The organism is Curtobacterium sp. 18060, assembly GCF_902706105.1.
Lineage (GTDB): Bacteria > Actinomycetota > Actinomycetes > Actinomycetales > Microbacteriaceae > Curtobacterium.
In genome coordinates, this window is the sequence record NZ_CACSJV010000003.1 from 29,150 (window position 1) to 51,430 (window position 22,281).

A 22,281-nucleotide genomic window follows, 5' to 3' on the forward strand; every position below is an offset into this window, starting at 1 on the left:
CACAACGGGAACTGCCGAGTCCGGCAGCGTCACCCTCTCGGAGCCGAAGGGCCCCGGAAAACCACAAGGAAAATCCCATGGCAGACATCACCATCAGCCCCGATGAGATCCGTGATGCCCTGAAGGACTTCGTCTCGAACTACGAGCCGACGAAGGCCTCCACGGCCGAGGTCGGGCACGTCACCGACGCCGGCGACGGCATCGCGCACGTCGAGGGCCTCCCCGGCGTCATGGCCAACGAGCTCATCCGCTTCGCGGACGGCACGCTCGGCCTCGCGCAGAACCTCGATGAAGACTCGATCGGCGCCATCGTGCTCGGCGAGTTCGCCGGCATCGAAGAGGGCATGGAGGTCACCCGCACGGGTGAGGTCCTCTCCGCCCCGGTCGGCGACGCCTTCCTCGGTCGCGTCGTCGACCCGCTCGGCGCCCCGATCGACGGTCTCGGCGAGATCGCTGCCGAGGGCCGTCGCGCCCTCGAGCTCCAGGCTCCCGGCGTCATGGCCCGCAAGTCGGTCCACCAGCCGCTGCAGACCGGCATCAAGGCCATCGACGCGATGATCCCCGTCGGCCGTGGTCAGCGTCAGCTGATCATCGGCGACCGCCAGACCGGCAAGACGGCCATCGCGATCGACACGATCATCAACCAGAAGGCCAACTGGGAGTCCGGCGACGAGGACAAGCAGGTCCGCTGCATCTACGTCGCCATCGGTCAGAAGGGTTCCACGATCGCCTCCGTCAAGGGTGCGCTCGAGGACGCCGGCGCGATGGAGTACACCACCATCGTCGCCGCCCCCGCGTCCGACCCGGCCGGCTTCAAGTACCTCGCCCCGTACACCGGCTCGGCCATCGGCCAGCACTGGATGTACTCCGGCAAGCACGTCCTCATCATCTTCGACGACCTGTCGAAGCAGGCCGAGGCCTACCGCGCCGTGTCGCTCCTCCTGCGTCGTCCGCCGGGGCGCGAGGCGTACCCGGGTGACGTCTTCTACCTGCACTCCCGTCTGCTGGAGCGTTGCGCGAAGCTGTCCGACGAGCTCGGCGCCGGTTCGATGACGGGTCTCCCGATCATCGAGACCAAGGCGAACGACGTCTCGGCGTACATCCCGACCAACGTCATCTCCATCACCGACGGCCAGATCTTCCTGCAGTCGGACCTCTTCAACGCGAACCAGCGTCCGGCCGTCGACGTGGGCATCTCGGTGTCCCGCGTCGGTGGTGACGCCCAGGTGAAGTCGATCAAGAAGGTCTCCGGCACGCTGAAGCTCGAGCTGGCGCAGTACCGCTCCCTCGAGGCGTTCGCGATGTTCGCGTCCGACCTCGACCAGGCGTCGCGTCGTCAGCTGGACCGTGGTGCCCGTCTGACCGAGCTCCTCAAGCAGCCGCAGTACTCGCCGTACCCGGTCGAGGAGCAGGTCGTCTCGATCTGGGCCGGCACCAACGGCAAGCTCGACACCGTCCCGGTGCCGGACGTGCTGCGCTTCGAGTCCGAACTGCTCGACCACCTGCGTCGCAACTCCGAGGTGCTCACGACCCTGCGCGAGACGAACCAGCTCAGCGACGAGACCGTCGCCGAGATGTCGAAGCAGATCGACGAGTTCTCGAAGAGCTTCCAGACGAGCGACGGCAAGACCCTCGGCTCCGAGCAGTTCGACGCGGCAGACGCCGAGGACGTCGACCAGGAGCAGATCGTCAAGGGTCGTCGCTAGATGGCAGCGCAGGTCCGGGTCTACCGACAGCGAATCAAGTCCGCGAAGACCACGAAGAAGGTCACTCGCGCGATGGAACTGATCTCGGCGTCGCGGATCCAGAAGGCGCAGGCCCGCATGGCTGCGTCCGGCCCGTACTCGCGAGCCGTGACGCGTGCGGTGTCGGCCGTGGCGACGTTCTCGAACGTCGACCACGTGCTGACCACCGAGCCGGAGTCCTCGACCCGTGCGGCCGTGGTGCTCTTCACCTCGGACCGCGGCCTGAACGGCGCGTTCAGCACGAACGTCCTCAAGCAGGGCGAGGAGCTCGCCTCCCTGCTCCGCAGCGAGGGCAAGGACGTCGTCTACTACCTGGTCGGCCGCAAGTCCGTCGGGTACTTCGCGTTCCGTGAGCGCGCGTCCGAGCAGCAGTGGGTCGGCAACACCGACCAGCCCGAGTTCTCGACGGCCAAGGAGATCGGCGACGCCGTCGTGGCGAAGTTCCTCCAGGACACCGCAGAGGGCGGCGTGGACGAGATCCACATCGTGTTCAACCGGTTCCTCAGCATGGCGACGCAGGAGCCGCAGGTCGTTCGCCTGCTGCCCCTCGAGGTCGTCGAAGGGGTCGAGGAGCCCGAGGGCAACGAGCCCCTGCCGCTCTACGAGTTCGAGCCGGACGCCGATGCGGTGCTCGACTCGCTGCTCCCGGTCTACATCGAGAGCCGCATCTTCAACGCCATGCTGCAGTCGGCTGCTTCCGAGCACGCCGCCCGTCAGAAGGCGATGAAGGCGGCCAGCGACAACGCGGACTCGCTGATCCGTGACTTCACCCGACTCGCGAACAACGCGCGTCAGGCGGAGATCACGCAGCAGATCTCCGAGATCGTCGGCGGCGCCGACGCCCTCTCGTCGAAGAAGAAGTAGTCCGCGTCGTTCGCGGACAGATACCCACCCTCAGGAAGGCACCAGCCATGACCGACACCGCAACCACCGCGGTCGAGACGTCGTCGGCGCCCGGTGTCGGCCGGATCGCCCGTGTCACGGGTCCCGTCGTCGACATCGAGTTCCCCCACGACGCAATCCCGGAGATGTACAACCTCCTGTTCACGACCATCACCATCGGTGACTCGTCGCAGGAGATCGGCCTCGAGGTCGCCCAGCACCTGGGCGACGACCTGGTCCGTGCCATCTCCCTGAAGCCGACCGACGGCCTGGTCCGTGGCCAGGAGGTCCGTGACTCGGGCGCTCCGATCTCGGTCCCCGTCGGCGACGTCACCAAGGGCAAGGTCTTCGACGTCCTCGGGAACGTGCTCAACACGGACGAGAAGCTCGAGATCACCGAGCGCTGGCCGATCCACCGCAAGGCCCCGGCCTTCGACCAGCTCGAGTCGAAGACCTCGATGTTCGAGACCGGCATCAAGTCCATCGACCTCCTCACCCCGTACGTGCAGGGTGGCAAGATCGGCCTCTTCGGTGGTGCGGGCGTCGGCAAGACGGTCCTCATCCAGGAGATGATCCAGCGCGTTGCGCAGGACCACGGCGGTGTGTCGGTGTTCGCCGGTGTCGGTGAGCGCACCCGTGAGGGCAACGACCTCATCGGTGAGATGGAAGAGGCGGGGGTCTTCGACAAGACGGCCCTCGTGTTCGGCCAGATGGACGAGCCGCCGGGAACGCGTCTCCGCGTGGCCCTGTCGGCGCTGACGATGGCGGAGTACTTCCGCGATGTCCAGAAGCAGGACGTGCTCCTCTTCATCGACAACATCTTCCGCTTCACGCAGGCCGGCTCCGAGGTCTCGACGCTGCTCGGTCGCATGCCGTCCGCCGTGGGCTACCAGCCCAACCTCGCCGACGAGATGGGTGTGCTCCAGGAGCGCATCACCTCGACGCGTGGTCACTCGATCACCTCGCTGCAGGCGATCTACGTGCCGGCTGACGACTACACCGACCCGGCTCCGGCCACCACGTTCGCGCACCTCGACGCGACCACCGAGCTCTCGCGTGAGATCGCGTCGCAGGGTCTGTACCCCGCGATCGACCCGCTGACCTCGACGTCGCGGATCATGGACCCGCGGTACCTGGGCGCTGACCACTACGAGACGGCCACGCGCGTCAAGCAGATCCTCCAGAAGAACAAGGAACTGCAGGAGATCATCGCCATCCTCGGTGTCGACGAGCTCTCCGAAGAGGACAAGATCACGGTCGAGCGCGCTCGTCGTATCCAGCAGTTCCTCTCGCAGAACACGTACATGGCGAAGAAGTTCACGGGCGTCGAGGGCTCCACGGTGCCGCTCAAGGACACCATCGAGTCCTTCCGCGCCATCGCCGACGGCGAGTTCGACCACGTTGCGACGCAGGCGTTCTTCAACGTCGGTGGCATCAACGACGTGGAAGAGAAGTGGGCACAGATCCAGAAGGAGAACCGCTGACATGGCGGGTCTCAGCGTGAGCGTCGTCTCGGCCGACCGTGAGGTCTGGTCGGGCGACACCACCATGGTCGTCGCACGCACGACGGAGGGCCAGATCGGCATCCTCGCAGGACACGAGCCGATGCTCGCGATCCTCGCGCAGGGTCAGGTCCGCATCACGCGGGCCGATGGATCGACCGTCGCGGTCGACGCCGAAGACGGCTTCCTGTCGGTGGAGCACGACACGGTGACGATCGTCGCGCGGCAGGCCGCGCTGGCGTCCTGACCGGACTGACCGTCCTCCTCCCGCCTTCGGAGACGAAGCGGGAGGGCGGGGACACGAGCCGCACGCTCGATCTGCGTGCACTCTCGTTCCCGGAACTGGCCGAAGAGCGGGCCGCGGTGATCACCGCGGCCCGCTCTGTCAGTTCCGAGGAGTCCTCGGCCAGGACGGCTCTGAAGCTCGGCCCGAAGTCGATCGCCGAACGGTTCCGCAACCTCGAGCTCGACACGTCGGGCACGATGCCGGCGATCGAGCGCTACACAGGGGTGCTCTACGACCCCCTGGGCGCGCAGACCGCCGACGCGTCGACGCGGGCGTGGTGGCACGACCACGTGGTCGTGCAGTCGGCCATGTTCGGACCGATCGGTGCTGGCGACCCGATCCCGGCGTACCGTCTGTCGCACGACTCCCGGCTCGGGACGATCCGGCTGGCGTCGCACTGGCCGGCGACCTCGTCCAGGGTCTTGGCCGATCGGGCAGACGGCCTGGTCCTCGACCTCCGGTCCGAGGGCTACCGGCAGCTCGGTCCCGTCCTGGACGCGGTCGCCCCGCGCATCGTGAGCATCGACGGTTCCGGTCGCCGGCGGGCGTTGAACCACTGGAACAAGACGGCGAAGGGCCGACTGGTCGCGCTGCTCGCGCGCACCGGAGCGGTCGTCGCGACCATGGACGACCTGGTCGACTGGGCCGCCGCGAACGGCGTCGTGGTCGAACGCAGCGAGTCCGGCTGGGACCTGGTCGCCGAGAGCCTGGAACCCGTCACCGTCTGACCATCGCCCCGGTCCGTCCTCCACAGGGCGGGCCGGGGCGTTGCTGTCCACAGGTGGTCGGTTCGTGCCTGACTGGAGGCCCGGATCACGCTTCGATGGCGTGCATGATCCCCTTGACGGCACACACCCCTGACCACACCGCAGTCCGGTTTCCTCGCGAGATCGCGGCGGCGGTCACCCTCCCAGCAGCGGCCGCAGCGCTGGTCACGTCCGGCGTCGGCGCTGGCTCCCGCGTCGGCGCGATCGCGATCGTCACCGCCTGCGGTGCGCTGTCGACCCGCATGGCGCTCATCCCGTTCCTCGCCGCCCGAGACCAGCCGGATCCGCGCGCCATCCGGGGGTTCGACCCGTTCGGCGATCCCACCCCGCCGGCGTTGCACGGCCTCGGACCGGAACCGGACCGTGCTCGGCTGCGCACGGCTGGCGACCGGTGTGCCGAGGCCTGGCGGGTCTGGCGCGCCGAGGGCGGTCAGGCGGACAGCACGGCCGGAGCCGCCGGTGCGCTCGCACTCGGGGCCTGGTGCGCGTGGGCGCTCGGGTCGTCGGCCCGCGCCGAGACGCGGGCGCGCTACGCCCTCGAGACCCGGGCCGACGACCCGCTCGCCGGGCTGGTCCTGCGGTCGGTCCTGGCCGGCAGCGCGCCGACGTGGGCCGGGCCCCGTCGTGACCGGCACCGATCGTGACCGGCGCCGACCGCCGACGGCGCGGTGTGACGGGTCGACCGGATCGTCTACGGTGGAGGACACCACACCCGAAGGGCTCCGGTTGCGCGACGACGACATCGAGGACACCGTCATCCGTCGACCCCGCGGGTCGGACGGCGGCGATCGCTTCGACGACGTGCTCGGCGACACCGTCATCCGCCCGCGCACGGAACCATCCGAGCCGGTCGGCGACCCTGCCGACGACGGAGCCGACCCGGAGGACACGGTCGTCCGCGCCCGTGTCCGGAGCGCCGCCGGACCGCGCGTGCCCGCCGGAGCCGCCACGGGCCTCCCGTCCGTCCCTGCCGCGCCCGCGGCGCGTGTGCCGTCGATCCGCATCGGCGACCGCACCTTCCGTCTGGACCACCCGGTCGTCATCGGGCGGCGTCCGTCGCTGCCGCGGATCACCAGCGGCCCCGAACCGGAACTCGTGACGGTGCGCTCCGCCAACGGGCAGGTGTCGTCCTCGCACGTCCGCATCCACGCCGAGGGCGAAGCCGTGGTGGTGCAGGACCTGCGGTCCACGAACGGCACCGTCGTCCGACCGGCCGGCGCGCCGGTGTACCGCATGGCATCAGGTGCGTCGATCGTCGCGCTGACGGGTACGGTAGTCGAGGTCGGTGACGGCAACGCCATCGAGGTCCTCTCGCCGTACCTCCGGGTCGCACCGACGGCGGACGGGTTCCCACCGGTTCCCCCGTGGCCCACCGACCAGACAGCACACGGCACGCCCCGAACCCCCAGAGAGCGATCCTGAAACGTGACCGAACTCGGCCGAGCAGCGACTGCGCACGCCATCGACGTCCCCGGTGCCGACGGCGCCACCCTGACGCTCTCGTGGGGAGCCGCGACCGACGTCGGTCGTCGCCGTGACCACAACGAGGACAGCTACATCGTCGGGGCACCGTTCTTCGTCGTCGCCGACGGCATGGGCGGACACCTCGCCGGCGACCGCGCGAGCGACGCCGTCGTGCGTCGACTCGAGCAGGTGACGCAGGAACCCTTCACCACGCGGCAGGGCATCCAGCGGGCGCTGCTGCTCGCCACGGCCGACATCGAGCGCGCAGCCGGCGGCAACGCGATCGGAGCGGGCACGACCGTCACCGGCATCGCGCTGGTCGCGTCACTCGGGCAGCCGGCGGCCCTCGTCTTCAACGTCGGCGACTCCCGGACCTACCGGATCGAGGACGGCGTGCTGCGCCGCGTCACCGTGGACCACTCCGTGGTGCAGGAGATGGTCGACGCCGGGTTGCTGCGGGCCGAGGACGCCGAACAGCACCCGGACAGCAACGTCATCACCCGCGCGGTCGGGTTCGGCGAACCGCCGGCGCCCGACTGGTGGACCCTGCCGCTCCGCGCGGGCGACCGGTACATCGTCTGCTCCGACGGCCTGACGAAGGAGCTCGGCGACGCCGGCATCGCGCGCATCGCGGCGCGAGAAGCCGGTGCGCAGGGACTCGCCGAACGCCTCGTCGGTGACGCGGTCGTCGCGGGGGGCCGCGACAACGTCACCGTCGTGGTGCTCCAGGTCGACGCCGCCCCGGACGACGGCGACCTCGAGGACACCCTGCCGCGGCACTGACCGCCGGCACAGGACCCCCCGAACTGGGGGAGTGCGCCCGTCCACAGGTGGTCGGCGCGCGGATCGACGGTCACCGGCGCTTCGTACAATGACTGTGCCACGACGAGAGAGTTGGCCGCTCGGCCGGGGAGGAGATAGCGATGGCGCGTCGCCTGCCGTCTAACCCGCCCGTGATCGGCGGCTTCAGCCCCGTGCACGTCCTCGGTTCCGGCGGCTTCGCCGACGTCTTCCTGTACGAACAGGACATGCCGCGTCGTCAGGTCGCGGTGAAGGTGCTGCTCGATGAGGTCGTCGACGACCGCGTCCGGCAGATGTTCCAGGCCGAGGCCAACCTGATGGCGCGGCTCAGCACCCACCCGTCGATCCTCACGGTGTTCCAGGCGAGCGTCGCGGCCGACGGACGTCCGTACCTCGTGATGGAGCTGTGCTCCTCGTCGCTCAGCGAGCGGTACCGGCGCGAGCCGATCCCGGTGTCCGAGGTGCTCTCGATCGGTGTCCGGATCGGCTCCGCCCTCGAGACCGCGCACCGCGAAGGCGTGCTCCACCGTGACATCAAGCCGTCGAACATCCTGCTCACGGCGTACGGCAACCCCGTGCTGTCCGACTTCGGCATCGCGGCGACCATCGGCGGGACCGACCCGGACGAGCCCATCGGCATGTCGATCCCGTGGTCGGCACCCGAGGTCCTGATCGACGAATCCCGCGGCACGATCCAGTCCGAGGTGTACTCCCTCGCCGCCACCGTCTACTCCCTGCTCGCCGGCCGCAGCCCGTTCGAGGTCCGGGGCGGCAAGAACGGTGCGAGCGACCTGATGAGCCGGATCGACAAGGGCGGCGTCAAACCCACCGGTCGCACCGACGTCCCACCGTCGCTCGAGCGCCTGCTCGCCACTGCGCTGTCCCGCAAGGTGCCGTCGCGCCCGACGACCGTGCTCGAACTCGTGCGCGGGTTCCAGCAGGTCGAGGCCGAGCTCGGGATCCCGCAGACCGCGGCCGACGTCGCGGTCGAGGCGTGGGCCATCGCGACCCCGACCCCGGAGGGCGACCGGACCATGATCCGTGAGCTCCAGCCGCCGTCGCGGGTCGGCGCCCGCCGCCGCACCCGTCGCGCGGTCCAGGGCGGCGTCGTCGCCGGTGGTTCGCAGAGCGTCGGCACCGTCCACCGCACCGGATCGGTCACCCGTGCGCGTCGACGCACCCGGTCGACGCTCGTCTGGGCGACGTCCCTCGCCGTCGTCGTGGTCGCCGCCCTCGCCATCGCGACCGTGGTCGTCGTCGGGCGGCTCGGCGCCGGGGCGATCCCCGTGGTGGCGGACGTCCGCGCACAGCCCTCGGCGCAGGCGGTGTCGTTCTCGTGGGCGGACCCGGGTCTGCAGAGCGGCGACACCTACGTCATCTCGTCGAACGGCGCATCCAGTCAGCAGACCGGCACCACGTTCGTCGTCTCCGGGCAGCGCGGCGACGAGGAGTGCATCTCGGTCGCGGTCAACCGCGACGGCAAGACCGGTGCAGCGAGCGCGCAGAAGTGCGCGACCGTCGGGAGCGCCGGGTGATCCGCGCGCTCGTCGCGAGGCACCGATCCGCCGCCGTCACCACCGGGGTCTCCGTCCTGGTCGCTGCGGTCGTCGCGACGACCGCGATCGTCTCGACGGGGTACCACACGCAGCGCGTCGACCTCGGGGACGGCACGGTGTGGGTGCCCTCCGCCGAGTACGGAGCGGTCGGTCGGGCCAACACCGGGGTCCTCCAGCTGAACACCGCCGTCGAGACCGCGAGCGACGACCTGTCCGTGCTGCAGCGCGGGTCCATGGTCTACAGCGTCGACCAGACCAAGGGGACCGTGGCCAAGGTCGACGTCGCCGACGCCACCGTCGGCGATGCCGTGACCCTGCCCGCGGGGACACCGCAGGTCTTCTTCGCGGGAGACACCGCGGTGATCGGCAACCAGGACACCGGCGAGCTGTGGGCGACGCCCGCGGCCGACCTCGCCGAGTTCGACGCCTCGACCAAGGCCGACCTGACGCTCGGGGCGGACACCGTCTTCGACGCCTCGGACGGACACGTCGCGGTGTACTCGGCGAAGACCGGCACGGCATCGCTCGTCGACGTCGGGTCGACGTTGTCCGTCGACCAACGGTGGAGGGTCGACATGGACCGCACCGACGACTTCCAGGTCGCGACCTTCGACGGCCACCTGGCCGTGCTCGACCGCACCAGCGGCGCCCTGTCGGTCGACGGTCGCACCGTGGAGCTGGGGGACCGGGTCGGGGCGGCACCCGCGCTCCAACGGTCTTCCGACACCTCGTCGGACGTCACCGTCGCGGGCACCGCTGGACTCGTCCGGGTCAGCGCCTCGGGGTCCGTCGACGCCACCGCGCTCCAGGTGTCCGGACGCGCGGCGCGCCCCTACGTCGACGTGTCCTGCACCTACGCGGCGTGGGCCGGGGGTCAGGCGATCGACACCTGTGACGGCAACGCGCTCCAGCGGCTCGCGAGCACCGGTGGGACCAGCACGATGCAGATCCTGCACAACGGGCAGACCGTCGTCGCCAACGACCCCTTGAGCGGTCGTTCGTGGGCGATCGACCGCAGTGGCCAGCTCATCGACAACTGGGCCGACCTCATCAAGCAGGACGACGAGCAGCAGCAGGAGCAGGTCTCCGACGACGATCCCGAGGTCGACAAGGACCAGAAGCCGCCGGTGGCGGTGGACGACGACCTGGGCGCTCGTCCGGGACGCACCACGAGCCTCCCGGTCCTGCTCAACGACTACGACCCGAACGGTGACCCGATCATCGTGAGCGAGGTCGGGTCCATCTCGGAGTCCACCGGCCGGGTCGCCATCGTCGCCGACGGCCAGCGGCTGCAGGTGACGCTGTCGTCGCGCGCGACCGGCACCGTGACCTTCCCGTACACGATCACCGACGGCAATGGCGGGTCGGACACCGGGACCGTCCGTGTCACGGTGCGGCCGGAATCGCAGAACGAGGCCCCACGGCAGGTGCGTGACACCTCGACGGACGTGGTGCAGAACGGACACGTCGTCAGCAGCGTGCTCGGCGACTGGGTCGACCCGGACGGCGACCCGGTGTACCTGAAGTCCGCGACCGCCTCGGACGGCGACCGGGTGTCGACCACCCCGGACGGCCTGCTCGACTTCCGCGCGGACAGCGGCCGGACGGGCGACCGTGCCGTGCAGCTCGTCGTGAGCGACGGACGCGCCGACGGCCGCGGCTCGGTGACCGTGCGCGTGGCGAAGCAGGGGAGTGTGCCGCTGCGTGCCGACCCGTTCCCGGTGCAGGGCTACGCAGGCAAGGCGCTCACGGTCGAACCGCTCGACCACGTCCGGGGCGGCAACGGCACCGTGACCCTCACGAGCGTGTCGTCGTCGGCCGGGCTGACGGTCACCCCGAGCTACGACGCCGGTACCTTCCGGGTGCAGGGTGCGAGTGCCGGCGACCACCAACTCGAGTACACCGTCACCGACGGTGTGAAGACGTCGAGCGGCATCGTGCGCGTCACGATCCTCGCACCACCGGACGCCTCGACCGCGCCCATCACGACCCCGAAGACGGTCTTCGTCAACACGCTCTCGAGCAAGGACACCGACGTCACCGCGACCGACATCGACCCCGCGGGCGGGGTGCTGCTCGTCACCGCCCTCGACGGACCCGAGCGGGGCAGCGGCGTCCAGGCGAGCATCCTCGACCAGCACACCGTGCGCGTCACGCTGACCGCACCGCTCGACGGGCCGGTGTCGTTCGGCTACACCGAGACGAACGGCCTCGCGTCGTCTACCGGCACGATCACCGTCGTCGAGATCCCCAAGCCCGACCGGATCCAGCCGCCCGTCGCCCAGCCCGACAGTGCGACCGTCCGGGTCGGCGACGTCGCGAACATCGACGTGCTCGACAACGACACCCAGCCCGAGGGTGAACCCCTGACCCTTGAGCCCGAGCTCGTGCAGAACGTGCCCGGCGACGGCGGTCTGCTGTTCGCCTCGGGTGACCACCTGCGCTACCTCGCGCCGAAGACCCCCGGCAACTACACCGCCGTCTACCGGGTCGCGGGTCCGGACGGCCAGTACGCCGACGCCGCCGTCTCGATCTCGGTGCGCGAGCGGGACGCCGCGACGAACAACCCGCCGGTGCCGCAGACCGTCACCGCCCGCGTCGTGGCCGGTTCGTCGGTGCGGATCTCGGTGCCGCTGAACGGGATCGACCCGGACGGTGACTCCGTGCAGCTCGTCGGCGTCGGCTCGAACCCGGACAAGGGCTCCGTCACCGACGTCGCGTCCGACGCCCTGACCTATGAGGCGGGCGACTACTCGGCCGGCACCGACGAGTTCACCTACACCGTGGTCGACGCCCTGGGGGCGCGTGCCACCGGTACCGTCCGCGTGGGCATCGCGCCCCGGGCCGAACAGGCGTCGAACCCCGTCGCCGAGGCCGACCACGTGACGATCCGCCCCGGCGGGTCGGTGACCGTCCGGGTGCTGCAGAACGACTCCGACCCCGAGGGTGGCCAGCTCACCGTGTCGGCGGCCGAGCCCACCGCCGACGACGTGTCGGCGAAGATCCTGCGGAAGCAGCAGATCCGGGTCACACCCCCGAAGACCGCGAAGTCGGGCGACTACGCCGTGCTCTACACCGTCGCGAACGCGAGCGGGGGATCGAGCACCGCGTTCCTCACCGTCACGGTCGACCCGGACGCGCAGCCCCTCCGCCCCGAGGTCGACGACACCACCCTCGACCTGCAGGACATCCTGCGGCGCGAGAGCGTGACCGTCGACGTGCTCGAGAACGTCTTCTTCGCCGAGGGCACCGCTGCCGACCTGCAGGTCGGGATCGTCGACGGCTACGGCGACACCGCACGGCTCACCGACGACGGACGGATCACGGTCCGGCTCACCGACGAGTCCCAGGTCATCCCGTTCTCGGTCGCGCGGGTCGACCACCCCGACATCGTGTCCTACGGCTTCATCAACGTCCCCGGGTTCGACGACGCCCTGCCGCAGATCAACCGCTCGGCCGGTGCCGTCACCGTGAAGAGCGAGGCGACGGTCCGGATCCCGCTCGAGGACTACGTCGTGACCGCGAACGGTCAGACGGCGAAGATCACGGACCGCGGGACGGTGAAGGCGACGCACGCGAACGGCCAGAGCCTGGTCGTGGACTCGTCGACGCTGCAGTTCACCTCGTCGAAGCTCTACTACGGCAACGCGTCCATCTCGTTCGAGGTCACCGACGGTTCCGCGGCCAACGGCGGGGAGGGCCGGGTCGCGACCCTCGTGCTCCCGGTCACCGTGACGCCGCGGTCGAATCAGCCGCCGGCGTTCACCGGATCGGCGGTCGAGATGCAGCCGGGCGAGACCCGCACCGTCGACCTGACCAAGCTCACCGACTACCCGTACCCGAAGGACCTGCCGGAGTTGCGGTACTCCGTGGTGAGCAAGCCGACCAGCGGTGCCACCGCGACGATCTCGGGCCAGCAGCTGACCATCGCCGTGCCGGACACCGCGAAGAAGAACACGACGGCGTCGATCGGCATCGGCGTGCAGGACGACGCCAACGCCGGACGTGCCGGCACCGTGACCGTCGGCGTGGTGGCGTCCACCCGACCGCTCGTGCAACCCGGCGCCGACAGGTCGATCACCAAGCGTGGTGCGACCACGACCATCGACGTGCTGACGAACGACCAGCCGACCAATCCGTTCCCCGGTGAGAGGCTGCGCGTCGTGAACATCCGCGGGCTCTCCGGCGGCCTGCCGAGCGGTGTCTCGGTGACGCCGAGCGCCGATCGCTCCCGCCTGCAGGTCCGGGTCTCCGACACCGCGAAGCCCGTCGACGCCCACCTGCAGTACCAGGTCGCGGACGCCACGAACGACCCGGACCGGTACGTGTGGGGCGACGTGACCGTCTCCGTGCAGGACGTCCCCGACGCCCCGGGCACGCCGACCCGCACCGGCTCGTACGACGGCGGTCAGGCCACGCTGACCTGGTCGACGCCGCAGGGGAACAACTCGCCGATCACCGGGTACCGCGTGACGGGCACGAACGGTGTCTCGAAGAACTGCGGCACCGCGACCGTCTGCACGCTGACCGGGCTCGACCCGAAGGCGTCCTACCGGTTCCAGGTCATCGCCACCAACGCGATCGGCGACTCGAAGCCGTCGGGCAGCTCCGCTCCGATCAGTGCAGACTTCGTGCCGGCGCCGCCGAAGGGCATCACCGTCACGCCGAACGGGTCGACGCCGAACCAGCTCGACGTGAAGTGGAACGCCGTCGCCACTCCGAACCGGGGCAGCTCGGTCGACAACTACGTCGTGACCATCGAGGGTCCGGGGCTGTCCGACACCCGCAACACCGGCACTGCGACGAACACCTCGTTCGCCGGTGCCCAGAGCGCGGCGCAGTACACGGTGACCGTGTCGGCTCGGAACAGCGCTGATCGCAACGGCACGGTGGTGCAGTGGAACTCGGCGTCGGCGACGGGCTCGGCAATCGGTCGACCCGGAACCCCCTCCCTGAGCGCGACGGGGAACCGCCAGGGCTCGACCACTGCTGTCGCGTTGAACGCGACCGAGTCGAACTGGGCCGGTGGAGCACCGGGATGGACGATCGCGAAGTACGCCGCCAACACTCCGATCCCGGCCGGGTGTTCGACCGACGGCGCGGAGAGGACCTGGTCGAGCAGCAGCGCCAGCGACACGATCACGAGCCAGTACCGCTACGTCGCGTACGCCGACAACGGCCTGTTCTGCGCGCCCTCCCAGCCCGCCGGCGTCGAGGGCTACCAGACGCCGGACGCGCCCACCGGCAGCGTCAGCATCGGAACCGACGTCCGGAACCCACAGAACCACGTCGTCGACATCGCTGCGAGCGGGACGACCCGTTACCTGTACTACTCGGTGAACGACGGTCCCCGGGTTCGGTTCAACGGCAGCGCTTCGCTCGGTGCCGGCGCCGGGAACGGGATCGAGTCGAGGGTGGTCTTCACCGCGTGTGCGACCGATGGTGACTACTGCGCATCGAGCAGCGAGTCGAAGGGCACCGCGTACACCACCCGCGCCTCGGTGGTGAGCGCCGTGGTCGGCCAGGCGCCGGTCGTGAACCCACCCGACAACAGCAACAACGCGGCTCTGATCCCCACGTACAAGGTGGAGTACTGCACCGACGGGCTTCTGGGAAGCTACAACTGCACCGAGGACAAGCCCGACGGTGCGGGGAAGTACGCGCTGAGCGACAACGTGCCGGTCGGGTTCGATGCGATCCGTGTCACCGCAACCGTCAACGGCACGCCCGACCCGAGCCCGGACACGTTCATCATCACCCCCGCCGCCGGCAACTGACCATCCAGAAGGACGAGGACCACCCCGCATGAGCATGACCCCGGAGCAGGCCACCTGGTTCGCCGACGTCGCAGGCCGCATCGTGACCAACGTCGAGCAGGTGCTCCTCGGGAAGACGTTCGTGATCCGCCTCGCGGTGACGGCGATGCTCAGCGAGGGCCACCTGCTCCTCGAGGACGTCCCCGGCACGGGCAAGACGAGCCTGGCGCGGGCGATGGCGCAGAGCGTGCAGGGGACGACGAACCGCATCCAGTTCACCCCCGACCTGCTGCCCGGCGACATCACCGGCATCAGCGTCTACGACCAGCGCACGCAGGAGTTCGACTTCCACCGCGGCCCGGTCTTCGCGAACATCGTCCTCGCCGACGAGATCAACCGTGCGAGCCCGAAGACGCAGTCTGCCCTGCTGGAGGCGATGGAGGAGTCGGCGATCACGGTCGACGGCGTGAACCACCGCCTGGCGGCCCCCTTCATGGTCATCGCGACGCAGAACCCCATCGAGCAGGCCGGCACGTACCGTCTGCCCGAGGCGCAGCTCGACCGGTTCCTCATGAAGACCTCGATCGGCTACCCCGACCACGCCGCCACCGTGAAGATCCTCGAGACCTCGTCGGCTCCGTCGGCATCGGTTCCGCTCGCGAGCGTCGTGCCTGCGGCGACGATCACCGAGATGGCCGCGCTGGCCCGCACGGTGCACGTCGACGCCGTCATCGCCGACTACGTCGCACGGTTGGTCGACGCGACGCGTTCGGCCAGTGAGGTCCGCCTGGGCGTCAGCGTCCGCGGCGCGATGGGCCTCATCCGTTCGGCACGCGTGCTCGCCGCGCTGAGCGGCCGCCACTACGTCACGCCGGACGACGTCAAGGCCCTCGCCGTCCCGGTGCTCGCGCACCGCCTGGTGCTCGACGCCGAGGCGGAGTTCGACGGTGTCAGCGCGCCGAGCGTCATCGCACAGCTGCTGGTGGAGACGCCGCCGCCGGCCGACCGAGTCACGACGTGACGGACCGCCGGCCCGTCTCCACGCGCTCACGCCGTCCGTCCTCGACGCGGTCGCGTCGCGGGTCGACGGCGTACGAGCGCACGGGGACGGTCGCCGGCCTGACCAACGTCCGCTCACGGATCGTCGGTGACCGCGAAGGCGTCGCAGCGGATGCGGTCGTCGGGATCGTCCGGGTCTGGGCAACGGCCTGGAGGCTCGTCAAGCGTTCCTGGGGCGAGGTCTCGTCCGTCGTCACCGGGCTCGGGTGGACGGTCGCGGCCCTCACGCTCGTCGCGTTCGTGGCCGGCTACCGGTTCGGCCTGCGGGAGATCGTCGTCGTCGGGTTCGCGGGAGCGGTGCTCGTCGTCGTCGCCGCGATCGCGCTCATTGGTCGCACGCGGCTGGTGATCCGGATGCGCCTGCCGCAGCACCGTGTGGCGGTCGGCGACGAGGCCGGTGTGGTGGTCACGGCGGAGAACCCGACGCGTCTGCCCTCGGTGCCGACGACGGTCGAGGTGCCGGTCGGCCCGGGTCTCGTCGACGTCGCGATCCCGGCGATCGGCGCGCACGGCACGTTCGAGCAACTGGTACCCGTGCCGACCGTGCGCCGCGGCGTGCTCGATGTGGGGCCGGTCACCGGTGTCCGCGCCGACCCCGTCGGTCTCGTCCGTCGCGAGGTCGTCTGGACCGCACGCGAACAGGTCATCGTGCACCCGCGCACGATCGCGATCCCGTCGACGAGCACCGGCCTGGTGCGTGACCTCGAGGGGCAGGCGACCACCGATCTGTCGCCGGCGGACATCGCGTTCCACGCCATCCGCGAGTACATGCCGGGTGACGATCCCCGCACCATCCACTGGAAATCGACGGCGAAGTCGGGCGCGCTGATGGTGCGCCAGTTCGAGGACACGCGCCGCTCGCACCTGGTCGTGGCGCTGGGCATCGCCAGGTCGGAGTTCGGGGACGACGAGGAGTTCGAGCTCGCGGTGAGCGCTGCGGCCTCGCTCGGTGCTCGTGCGATCCGCGACGGCCGAGAGGTCTCGGTCGTGGTGTCGGAACGCACCCCGGAGTTCGCGAAGCGTGCCGTCTACGCGGTGCGGACCCTGCCGACGGTCACCCCGACGCGACTGCTCGACGACTTCGCCTCGGTCGGACTCGCCGATGCCTGCCTGCCCATCGCCGAGGTCTCCCGGATCGTCGGCAGCGACACCGAAGGCATCTCGGTGGCGTTCCTGGTCGTCGGTTCGACGATCGGGCTGCCGGCGCTCCGGCTCGCGGCGACCCGCTTCCCCGTCGGGGTCGAGGTCGTCGCGGTGATCTGCGAGCCCGAAGCACAGCCACGGTTCCTGCGGGTCGCGGGCCTGACCGTGATGACCATCGGCTACCTGGACGACCTCCGGCACGCCCTGCACCGATCGGCCGCCGCGTGAGCGCCCCTCCGGTGGCCGCGCCGACGCCGCCCGCGGAGCGTGCCCGTCGGTCGACCCGGCGTTCCGATCGCCGCGATGCCCGGCGGCTCGTGCCGTTCCGTCTGGCCGGCGGGACCCTCGTCGTGTGGCTCCTGCTCGCGGTCGCGAGTGTGTCGTGGTGGCCGGTCTACCGTGATGACTCGATGATCGTCGCTGCGGTGACCGCGATCGTCTTCGGCACCCTCGTCGCCCTCGTCGGCGCGGTCCTGCGGCTGCCGCTGGTCGTGGTGGCGATCGCGACGGTGGCGGCGTTCACGCTCGCCGGTGTACCCGCCGCCGTGCCTGGTCAGGCCAACGGGGTCCTGCCGACGGGCCCTGGCCTGCTCGCGCTGTTCGCCGGCGTCGCGCTGGGGTGGAAGCAGCTGGTGACCATCAGCCTGCCGGTCGGCTCGTACGAGGCGCTCCTCGTGCCGTACTTCGTGACGCTCCTCGTCGCCACGGTGACGGCCGTGAGCGTGGCGACCCGGGCCTCCAGGCAAGAACTCGCGAGCATCCCGGCGCTGGTGCTGTTCGCGATCGGGGTGGTCGTCGGGCCGAGCCGGCTGGACACGTCGATCGTGACGGCCGTCGTGCTCGTCGCGGTCGCGGTCGCGCTCGTGTGGGCGCTGACGGTGCGGCACGCCCGTCGCGCGGTCGCCGTGGCGACCACGATCGGGTCGTCGGTACCGATCGCCCGGTCGGTCGTCCGCCCGGCGCTCGTCGGCACGGGGACGATCGTGGCGGCGGCCGTCGTCGCGACGGGGCTCGGGCTGGTCGCACCGCCGGCGAACGAGCGCACCGTGGCCCGGACGGACGTCGTGAAGCCGTTCGACCCCCGCGACTACGTCAGCCCGCTGAGCGGCTTCCGCGCGTACGAGGAACAGAGCGCGGCGGACACCGCACAGCTCCGGGTCACCGGACTGCCGGAGAACGGGTTCGTGCGCATCGCGACGCTCGACACCTACGACGGCGTGGTCTACCGCGTCGGCGGGTCGGACGGCTCCTCGTCGTCGGGGACGTTCGAGCGGGTGCCGACGTCGGTCGACGTCCGTGGCGTGGACGGCACCACGGTGCGCGTCGGGGTGACCGTCGACGGCTACAACGGGGTCTGGCTGCCGACGGTGGGGGACCTGGAGCGCGTCGACTTCACCGGGACCGACGCCGACGACGAGCGCGGGTCCTTCTTCTACAACGGCTCGACGCAGACGGGCGCCGTGGTCGGCGGTGTCCGCGAAGGCACTTCCTACGACCTGACCGCCGTGGTCCCCGACCAGCCGACGGACGAGCAGCTCGCGGCGGCCCGCCCGGGCAGCGCCGCGGTCCCCACGGCGCGCGAGGTGCCGGACGCCGTCCGCGAGACGGTCGAGGCGACGACCGATGCCGATGCGACGTCTGGTGCGAAGCTCGTCGCGGTGATCCAGGCGCTCAAGCGCAACGGGTACGTCAGCCACGGCGTGGGCGACGACCGGATGAGCCGTTCGGGGCACGGCGCCGACCGCATCCAGGAGCTCCTGACGTCGCCGCTGATGATCGGCGACCAGGAGCAGTACGCCGCGGCCGCTGCGCTGATGGCCGACGAGCTCGGGTTCCCGGCACGGGTGGTCATGGGCTTCACTGCGGGCGGCGACTCGGGGTCCGGCGGGGCGTCGGTGAGCGGGGGCACCACGACGTTCCGCGGCTCGGACGTCACCGCGCGCATCGAGGTCGACACCGCGCAGTGGGGGTGGGTGATGCTCAACCCGAACCCGAGTGTCCGCGAGATCCCGAACGAGCAGCAGCAGACGCCGCAGCCGGTGACCCGTCCCGAAACCGTCGTGCCGCCGCCTCCCGTCGACCAGCAGGACCAGGACCAGCAGGCGCCGCCGCAGAGCGATCGGAACACGCCGCCTGTGCAGCCGCTGTGGTTGCAGATCCTGCTCGCAGCGCTGCCGTGGGTGCTCGGTGCACTGGGGCTGATCGCCCTCGTGCTCCTGCCGTTCGGGGTGATCGTCCTGTTGAAGCGGGTCCGCCGCCGACGGCGGCGTCGTGCTCCGACGCCGCGCGGTCGCATCGTGGGGGCCTGGGACGAGTACCGCGATGCGCTCCTCGACCGTGGACACGACGTGGCCGGATCGGCCACGCGACGCGAGACCGTCGCCGGTGCTCCGGGTGAGGGCGGGACCGGACTGGCCGCCCTCGCCGACCGGGCGGTGTTCGGACCGAGCGACGTCGACCAGGCCGCTGCCGACCGGATGTGGTCGGCGACGGACGACGCGGTGGGGACCCTGCGCGCCGGTCGGACGCGTCGTGAGCGGTTCCGCACCGCCGTGTCGCTCCGGTCCCTGCGCGGACCCGAACGGCCGCGCGCGACCACCGGTCAGGGCTCGGCGAGACGCGGTGACTACGATGGCCGGAGGCCTGACGAGCGTCGTGGACGGCCGAGTGAGGACAGAGGCAGACCGTGATCAGATGCGAACACTGTGGATCGATGCTCCCGGAGGGGGCGATCTTCTGCGGTGAGTGCGGACGCGCGGTGACCGCCGGAGCGAGCCGCCGGCCGGTCGCTCCGACCCCCGTCGAGCAGGCGCCGCCACCGCCCCTGCAGCAGCCCGACTCCCACGGACGTCGCTCCGACCCTGCGGCTGACGCATGGTTGCCCGAGTCCACCCTCGACCCAGCCACCCGCGCCTGGCTGACCGGTGCCGACCGCCGCAGCAGCGAACCGCCGGCCGCGGTGCCGGTCCAACGCCCCGACGACCTCGCCCCGCGCGAGGCGCCGTCGCACGTGCACGGTGCGGGCTCCGGCCTCGGCAACTGGTCGAACGCGGCCGCGCAGCCCGACGCCGTCCCTGCTCCGGACGAACCGCCACTGGACCCGGACGCCTACCGCTCCGAGCCCGCAGACGTCCTCGCCGACGACCCCGAGCGGACCCGGCTGGCTCCTGTCGAGGACCGTCCCGCGACCCCGCCTGGTACTGACGAGGCGCCGGCACCCGTGTGGGCGCCGCCGGTCGCTCCGGCCCCGACCGCGGCGCCGGCCGGACCGTCCTGGTGGGTCGGCCGCGGTGCCACCACCGAGGCCGCACCGCCCGCGTCCGGAGCCGAGTCCGCTCCTGTCGTCCCGCCGGTCCCGAGTGCACCGGCCGCCGCTGACGAGACGTCCCACGACACGTCCCACGACACGCCCGACGGCACCGCGGCATCCCCGCACGCGACGGACGACTCGCCCGTGCACGTCGAGTCCGACGACGCCGACGACACGTCGTCCACCCGCTCCGGCGAACCCGTCCAGGACGGTGCGCTCGACCAACCGACCGCCGCCGCGCCCGTCGTGTCGCCGCCGCAGCCGGGGGACACCGCCGTCGTCGAGCCCCTGATCGACCGCCGACCGCCTCGGCCCGCGCCGCTCGTCACGCCGGGCATGCACGCCACGACCATCTGCCACGTCTGCGGCAACCGCCTCGAGCCCGACGACATCTTCTGCGGCGAGTGCGGGGCAGTCCGTCCCGCCGTGACCGCAGCGTTCACCGGACCGGTCGTGCCGCTGCCGATGGCGCGTCCGGACTGGGCGACCGAGCACTCCGGTGTGGAGTCGGCCGGCGCCGGCGGGTCGTCGTCGACCGACACGCCGGACGACGAGATCCCGGTCGATGCGCCCGCGGACGACCGGATCACGAGCGACGAGACCGCGGCGGACGACACCGCCGCCGATGACGAGTCGGCCCTGCCGGACAGCGAGGCCTCGCGCCCGGGTGGGCGTCCCCGCGGCGCACACGCGGCGCCGGTGACCGAGCCGTCCGAGCCCGGGGACGCGGCACCGCACGTTGAACCCCAGGACCCTGAACGGTCCTGGGCCCCGCCGGCGCAGGCCCCGCTCGCCGCGCCCCTGCCTCCGGTCCCCGGGGCGACGGCACCCGAGCTCCCGCTCCCGCCGTCGGACCGTCCCTCGGCCAGTGCGGACGCCGACGAGCTCGACGAGGACGTCGACGAGACCCGCATCGTCTCGAAGACCCCGACGCGCGCGCCGTTCCTGCTGCACTTCAGCACGGGTGAGCGGTTCGGGGTGCACGGCACCGGCCTGCTCGGTCGTCTGCCTCGTCCGCAGCCGGGGGAGCGCTACGACGACCTGCTGACCGTGCACGACCCGGGCAAGTCGGTGTCGAAGACCCACCTCGAGCTCGGCCGTGACGGAGACGACCTGTGGGTGTCCGACCGGTTCTCCGGCAACGGCACCGTCGTCCGCCACATCGACGGTTCGATCCGTCGGTGCGAGCCCGGGCGTCGGTACCGCGTGGAGCGCGGTGCACGGGTGGACATCGGCGAGCAGTTCTTCCTCGTGCAGTAGCGCTGCCGGACTTCTCCACAGATCGGCCGTCGGCGCCCTCGGCGGCGCCGCCGGCCTGTTGCGATGGAGCCATGACACCCTTCGCTGCTCGGTGCGTCCTGGTCGGGACCTCCGTCGTGCTCGTCCTCGCCGGGGTGATCGCGCCCATCGACGGCGCTTCGCGTGCGGTGGTGTTCGCAGCCGCCGTGTGCTGCGCGGTGCTCGACGTCCTGCTGCACCGGTCCGGCGCTGGCGGGCCCCGCGAACCGGAGTCGCTGTCCGGCGACGAATCCGCAGCGGCGATCGAGCCCCTCTGTCCGAGCGCACCCGGACGGCTCCTGCTCGGCCACGGCCCGGACGGTGTCCCGTGGGAGACCCACGCGGCCGGTCACGTCGTGGTCGTCGGCACCGGGGCACTCGCCGCCGCGGTGTTCCAGGCGATCGCCGATCAGCTCCGCGCCACCGCCGATCCGTGGGACGACCTCCGCGCAGCCGGCAGACTCGGAACTGTCGCTGGGGACGCCGCGGCGCTGCCCACCGGCGCGGCCCTACCCGACGCTAGGGCCCTACCCGACGGCACAGCGGTGCTCGCTCGCCTCGACCGCTCCGGACGTCCGAGCGGCACGGTCGTGCTCGTCCCGGGTCTCGGCACGATGCCGCGGTCGTGGGACACAGCGGTCGAGGTCACCCGCTACGGCTGCACCGTGCGTCGCCCACCCGACCGACGCGGTGTCATGCTCACACCGGAGCTCCCGGAGCTCGTCGGGTGAC

The 22,281-nt window shown here is 71.1% G+C and carries 15 protein-coding genes; all 15 read left to right on the top strand.

What is annotated here, in order from left to right:
* The first annotated feature begins 77 nt into the window (after positions 1 to 77).
* A complete protein-coding gene (gene atpA, locus GVL05_RS02670; protein WP_123294282.1) occupies positions 78 to 1,706 on the top strand; it encodes a F0F1 ATP synthase subunit alpha in 1,629 nt (542 codons plus the stop codon).
* The gene (locus GVL05_RS02675) at positions 1,707 to 2,609 is read left to right on the top strand and encodes a F0F1 ATP synthase subunit gamma (protein WP_123339744.1); all 903 of its coding nucleotides are present in this window, start codon (positions 1,707 to 1,709) and stop codon (positions 2,607 to 2,609) included.
* Between the two features lie 47 nt (positions 2,610 to 2,656).
* Complete coding sequence (gene atpD, locus GVL05_RS02680) at positions 2,657 to 4,111, top strand: F0F1 ATP synthase subunit beta (RefSeq protein WP_065959250.1); 1,455 nt, start codon at positions 2,657 to 2,659, stop codon at positions 4,109 to 4,111.
* Position 4,112: 1 nt separating this feature from the next.
* Complete coding sequence (locus GVL05_RS02685) at positions 4,113 to 4,376, top strand: F0F1 ATP synthase subunit epsilon (protein ID WP_027465776.1); 264 nt, start codon at positions 4,113 to 4,115, stop codon at positions 4,374 to 4,376.
* 5 nt (positions 4,377 to 4,381) lie between these two features.
* A complete protein-coding gene (locus GVL05_RS02690; protein ID WP_159571259.1) occupies positions 4,382 to 5,143 on the top strand; it encodes a YaaA family protein in 762 nt (253 codons plus the stop codon).
* Between the two features lie 104 nt (positions 5,144 to 5,247).
* Positions 5,248 to 5,826 (top strand): hypothetical protein, encoded by a 579-nt coding sequence (locus GVL05_RS20075; protein ID WP_228505237.1) that lies wholly within the window; start codon positions 5,248 to 5,250, stop codon positions 5,824 to 5,826.
* Between the two features lie 52 nt (positions 5,827 to 5,878).
* On the top strand, positions 5,879 to 6,604 hold the full coding sequence (locus tag GVL05_RS20080) for an FHA domain-containing protein (RefSeq protein ID WP_235035813.1): 726 nt from the start codon (positions 5,879 to 5,881) through the stop codon (positions 6,602 to 6,604).
* Between the two features lie 3 nt (positions 6,605 to 6,607).
* Positions 6,608 to 7,429: a PP2C family serine/threonine-protein phosphatase gene (locus GVL05_RS02700; RefSeq protein ID WP_123294286.1), complete on the top strand. Its 822-nt coding sequence runs from the start codon at positions 6,608 to 6,610 to the stop codon at positions 7,427 to 7,429.
* A 140-nt stretch (positions 7,430 to 7,569) separates the two neighbouring features.
* Complete coding sequence (locus tag GVL05_RS02705) at positions 7,570 to 8,982, top strand: serine/threonine-protein kinase (RefSeq protein ID WP_159571111.1); 1,413 nt, start codon at positions 7,570 to 7,572, stop codon at positions 8,980 to 8,982.
* Positions 8,979 to 14,780 (top strand): Ig-like domain-containing protein, encoded by a 5,802-nt coding sequence (locus GVL05_RS02710; protein ID WP_159571114.1) that lies wholly within the window; start codon positions 8,979 to 8,981, stop codon positions 14,778 to 14,780. Before GVL05_RS02705 ends, GVL05_RS02710 begins: the two co-directional genes overlap by 4 nt.
* Before the next feature lie 28 nt (positions 14,781 to 14,808).
* Positions 14,809 to 15,780 (top strand): MoxR family ATPase, encoded by a 972-nt coding sequence (locus GVL05_RS02715; protein ID WP_123294288.1) that lies wholly within the window; start codon positions 14,809 to 14,811, stop codon positions 15,778 to 15,780.
* Positions 15,777 to 17,189, top strand: a complete 1,413-nt coding sequence (locus GVL05_RS02720) for a DUF58 domain-containing protein (protein WP_123339739.1) — start codon at positions 15,777 to 15,779, stop codon at positions 17,187 to 17,189. The genes GVL05_RS02715 and GVL05_RS02720 overlap by 4 nt, the downstream gene beginning before the upstream one ends.
* Complete coding sequence (locus tag GVL05_RS02725) at positions 17,186 to 19,651, top strand: DUF3488 domain-containing protein (RefSeq protein ID WP_159571117.1); 2,466 nt, start codon at positions 17,186 to 17,188, stop codon at positions 19,649 to 19,651. Before GVL05_RS02720 ends, GVL05_RS02725 begins: the two co-directional genes overlap by 4 nt.
* A 188-nt stretch (positions 19,652 to 19,839) precedes the next feature.
* The gene (locus GVL05_RS02730; RefSeq protein ID WP_159571120.1) at positions 19,840 to 21,531 is read left to right on the top strand and encodes an FHA domain-containing protein; all 1,692 of its coding nucleotides are present in this window, start codon (positions 19,840 to 19,842) and stop codon (positions 21,529 to 21,531) included.
* A 71-nt stretch (positions 21,532 to 21,602) separates the two neighbouring features.
* Positions 21,603 to 22,280 (top strand): hypothetical protein, encoded by a 678-nt coding sequence (locus tag GVL05_RS02735; RefSeq protein WP_159571123.1) that lies wholly within the window; start codon positions 21,603 to 21,605, stop codon positions 22,278 to 22,280.
* The last annotated feature ends 1 nt before the right edge of the window (position 22,281 follow it).

Coding starts and splice junctions, on each gene's coding strand:
- GVL05_RS20075 (WP_228505237.1), top strand. CDS start 5,248: ATGATCCCCTTGACGGCACACACCCCTGACCACACCGCAGTCCGGTTT.
- GVL05_RS02685 (WP_027465776.1), top strand. CDS start 4,113: ATGGCGGGTCTCAGCGTGAGCGTCGTCTCGGCCGACCGTGAGGTCTGG.
- GVL05_RS02715 (WP_123294288.1), top strand. CDS start 14,809: ATGAGCATGACCCCGGAGCAGGCCACCTGGTTCGCCGACGTCGCAGGC.
- GVL05_RS02735 (WP_159571123.1), top strand. CDS start 21,603: ATGACACCCTTCGCTGCTCGGTGCGTCCTGGTCGGGACCTCCGTCGTG.
- GVL05_RS02675 (WP_123339744.1), top strand. CDS start 1,707: ATGGCAGCGCAGGTCCGGGTCTACCGACAGCGAATCAAGTCCGCGAAG.
- GVL05_RS02705 (WP_159571111.1), top strand. CDS start 7,570: ATGGCGCGTCGCCTGCCGTCTAACCCGCCCGTGATCGGCGGCTTCAGC.
- atpD (WP_065959250.1), top strand. CDS start 2,657: ATGACCGACACCGCAACCACCGCGGTCGAGACGTCGTCGGCGCCCGGT.
- atpA (WP_123294282.1), top strand. CDS start 78: ATGGCAGACATCACCATCAGCCCCGATGAGATCCGTGATGCCCTGAAG.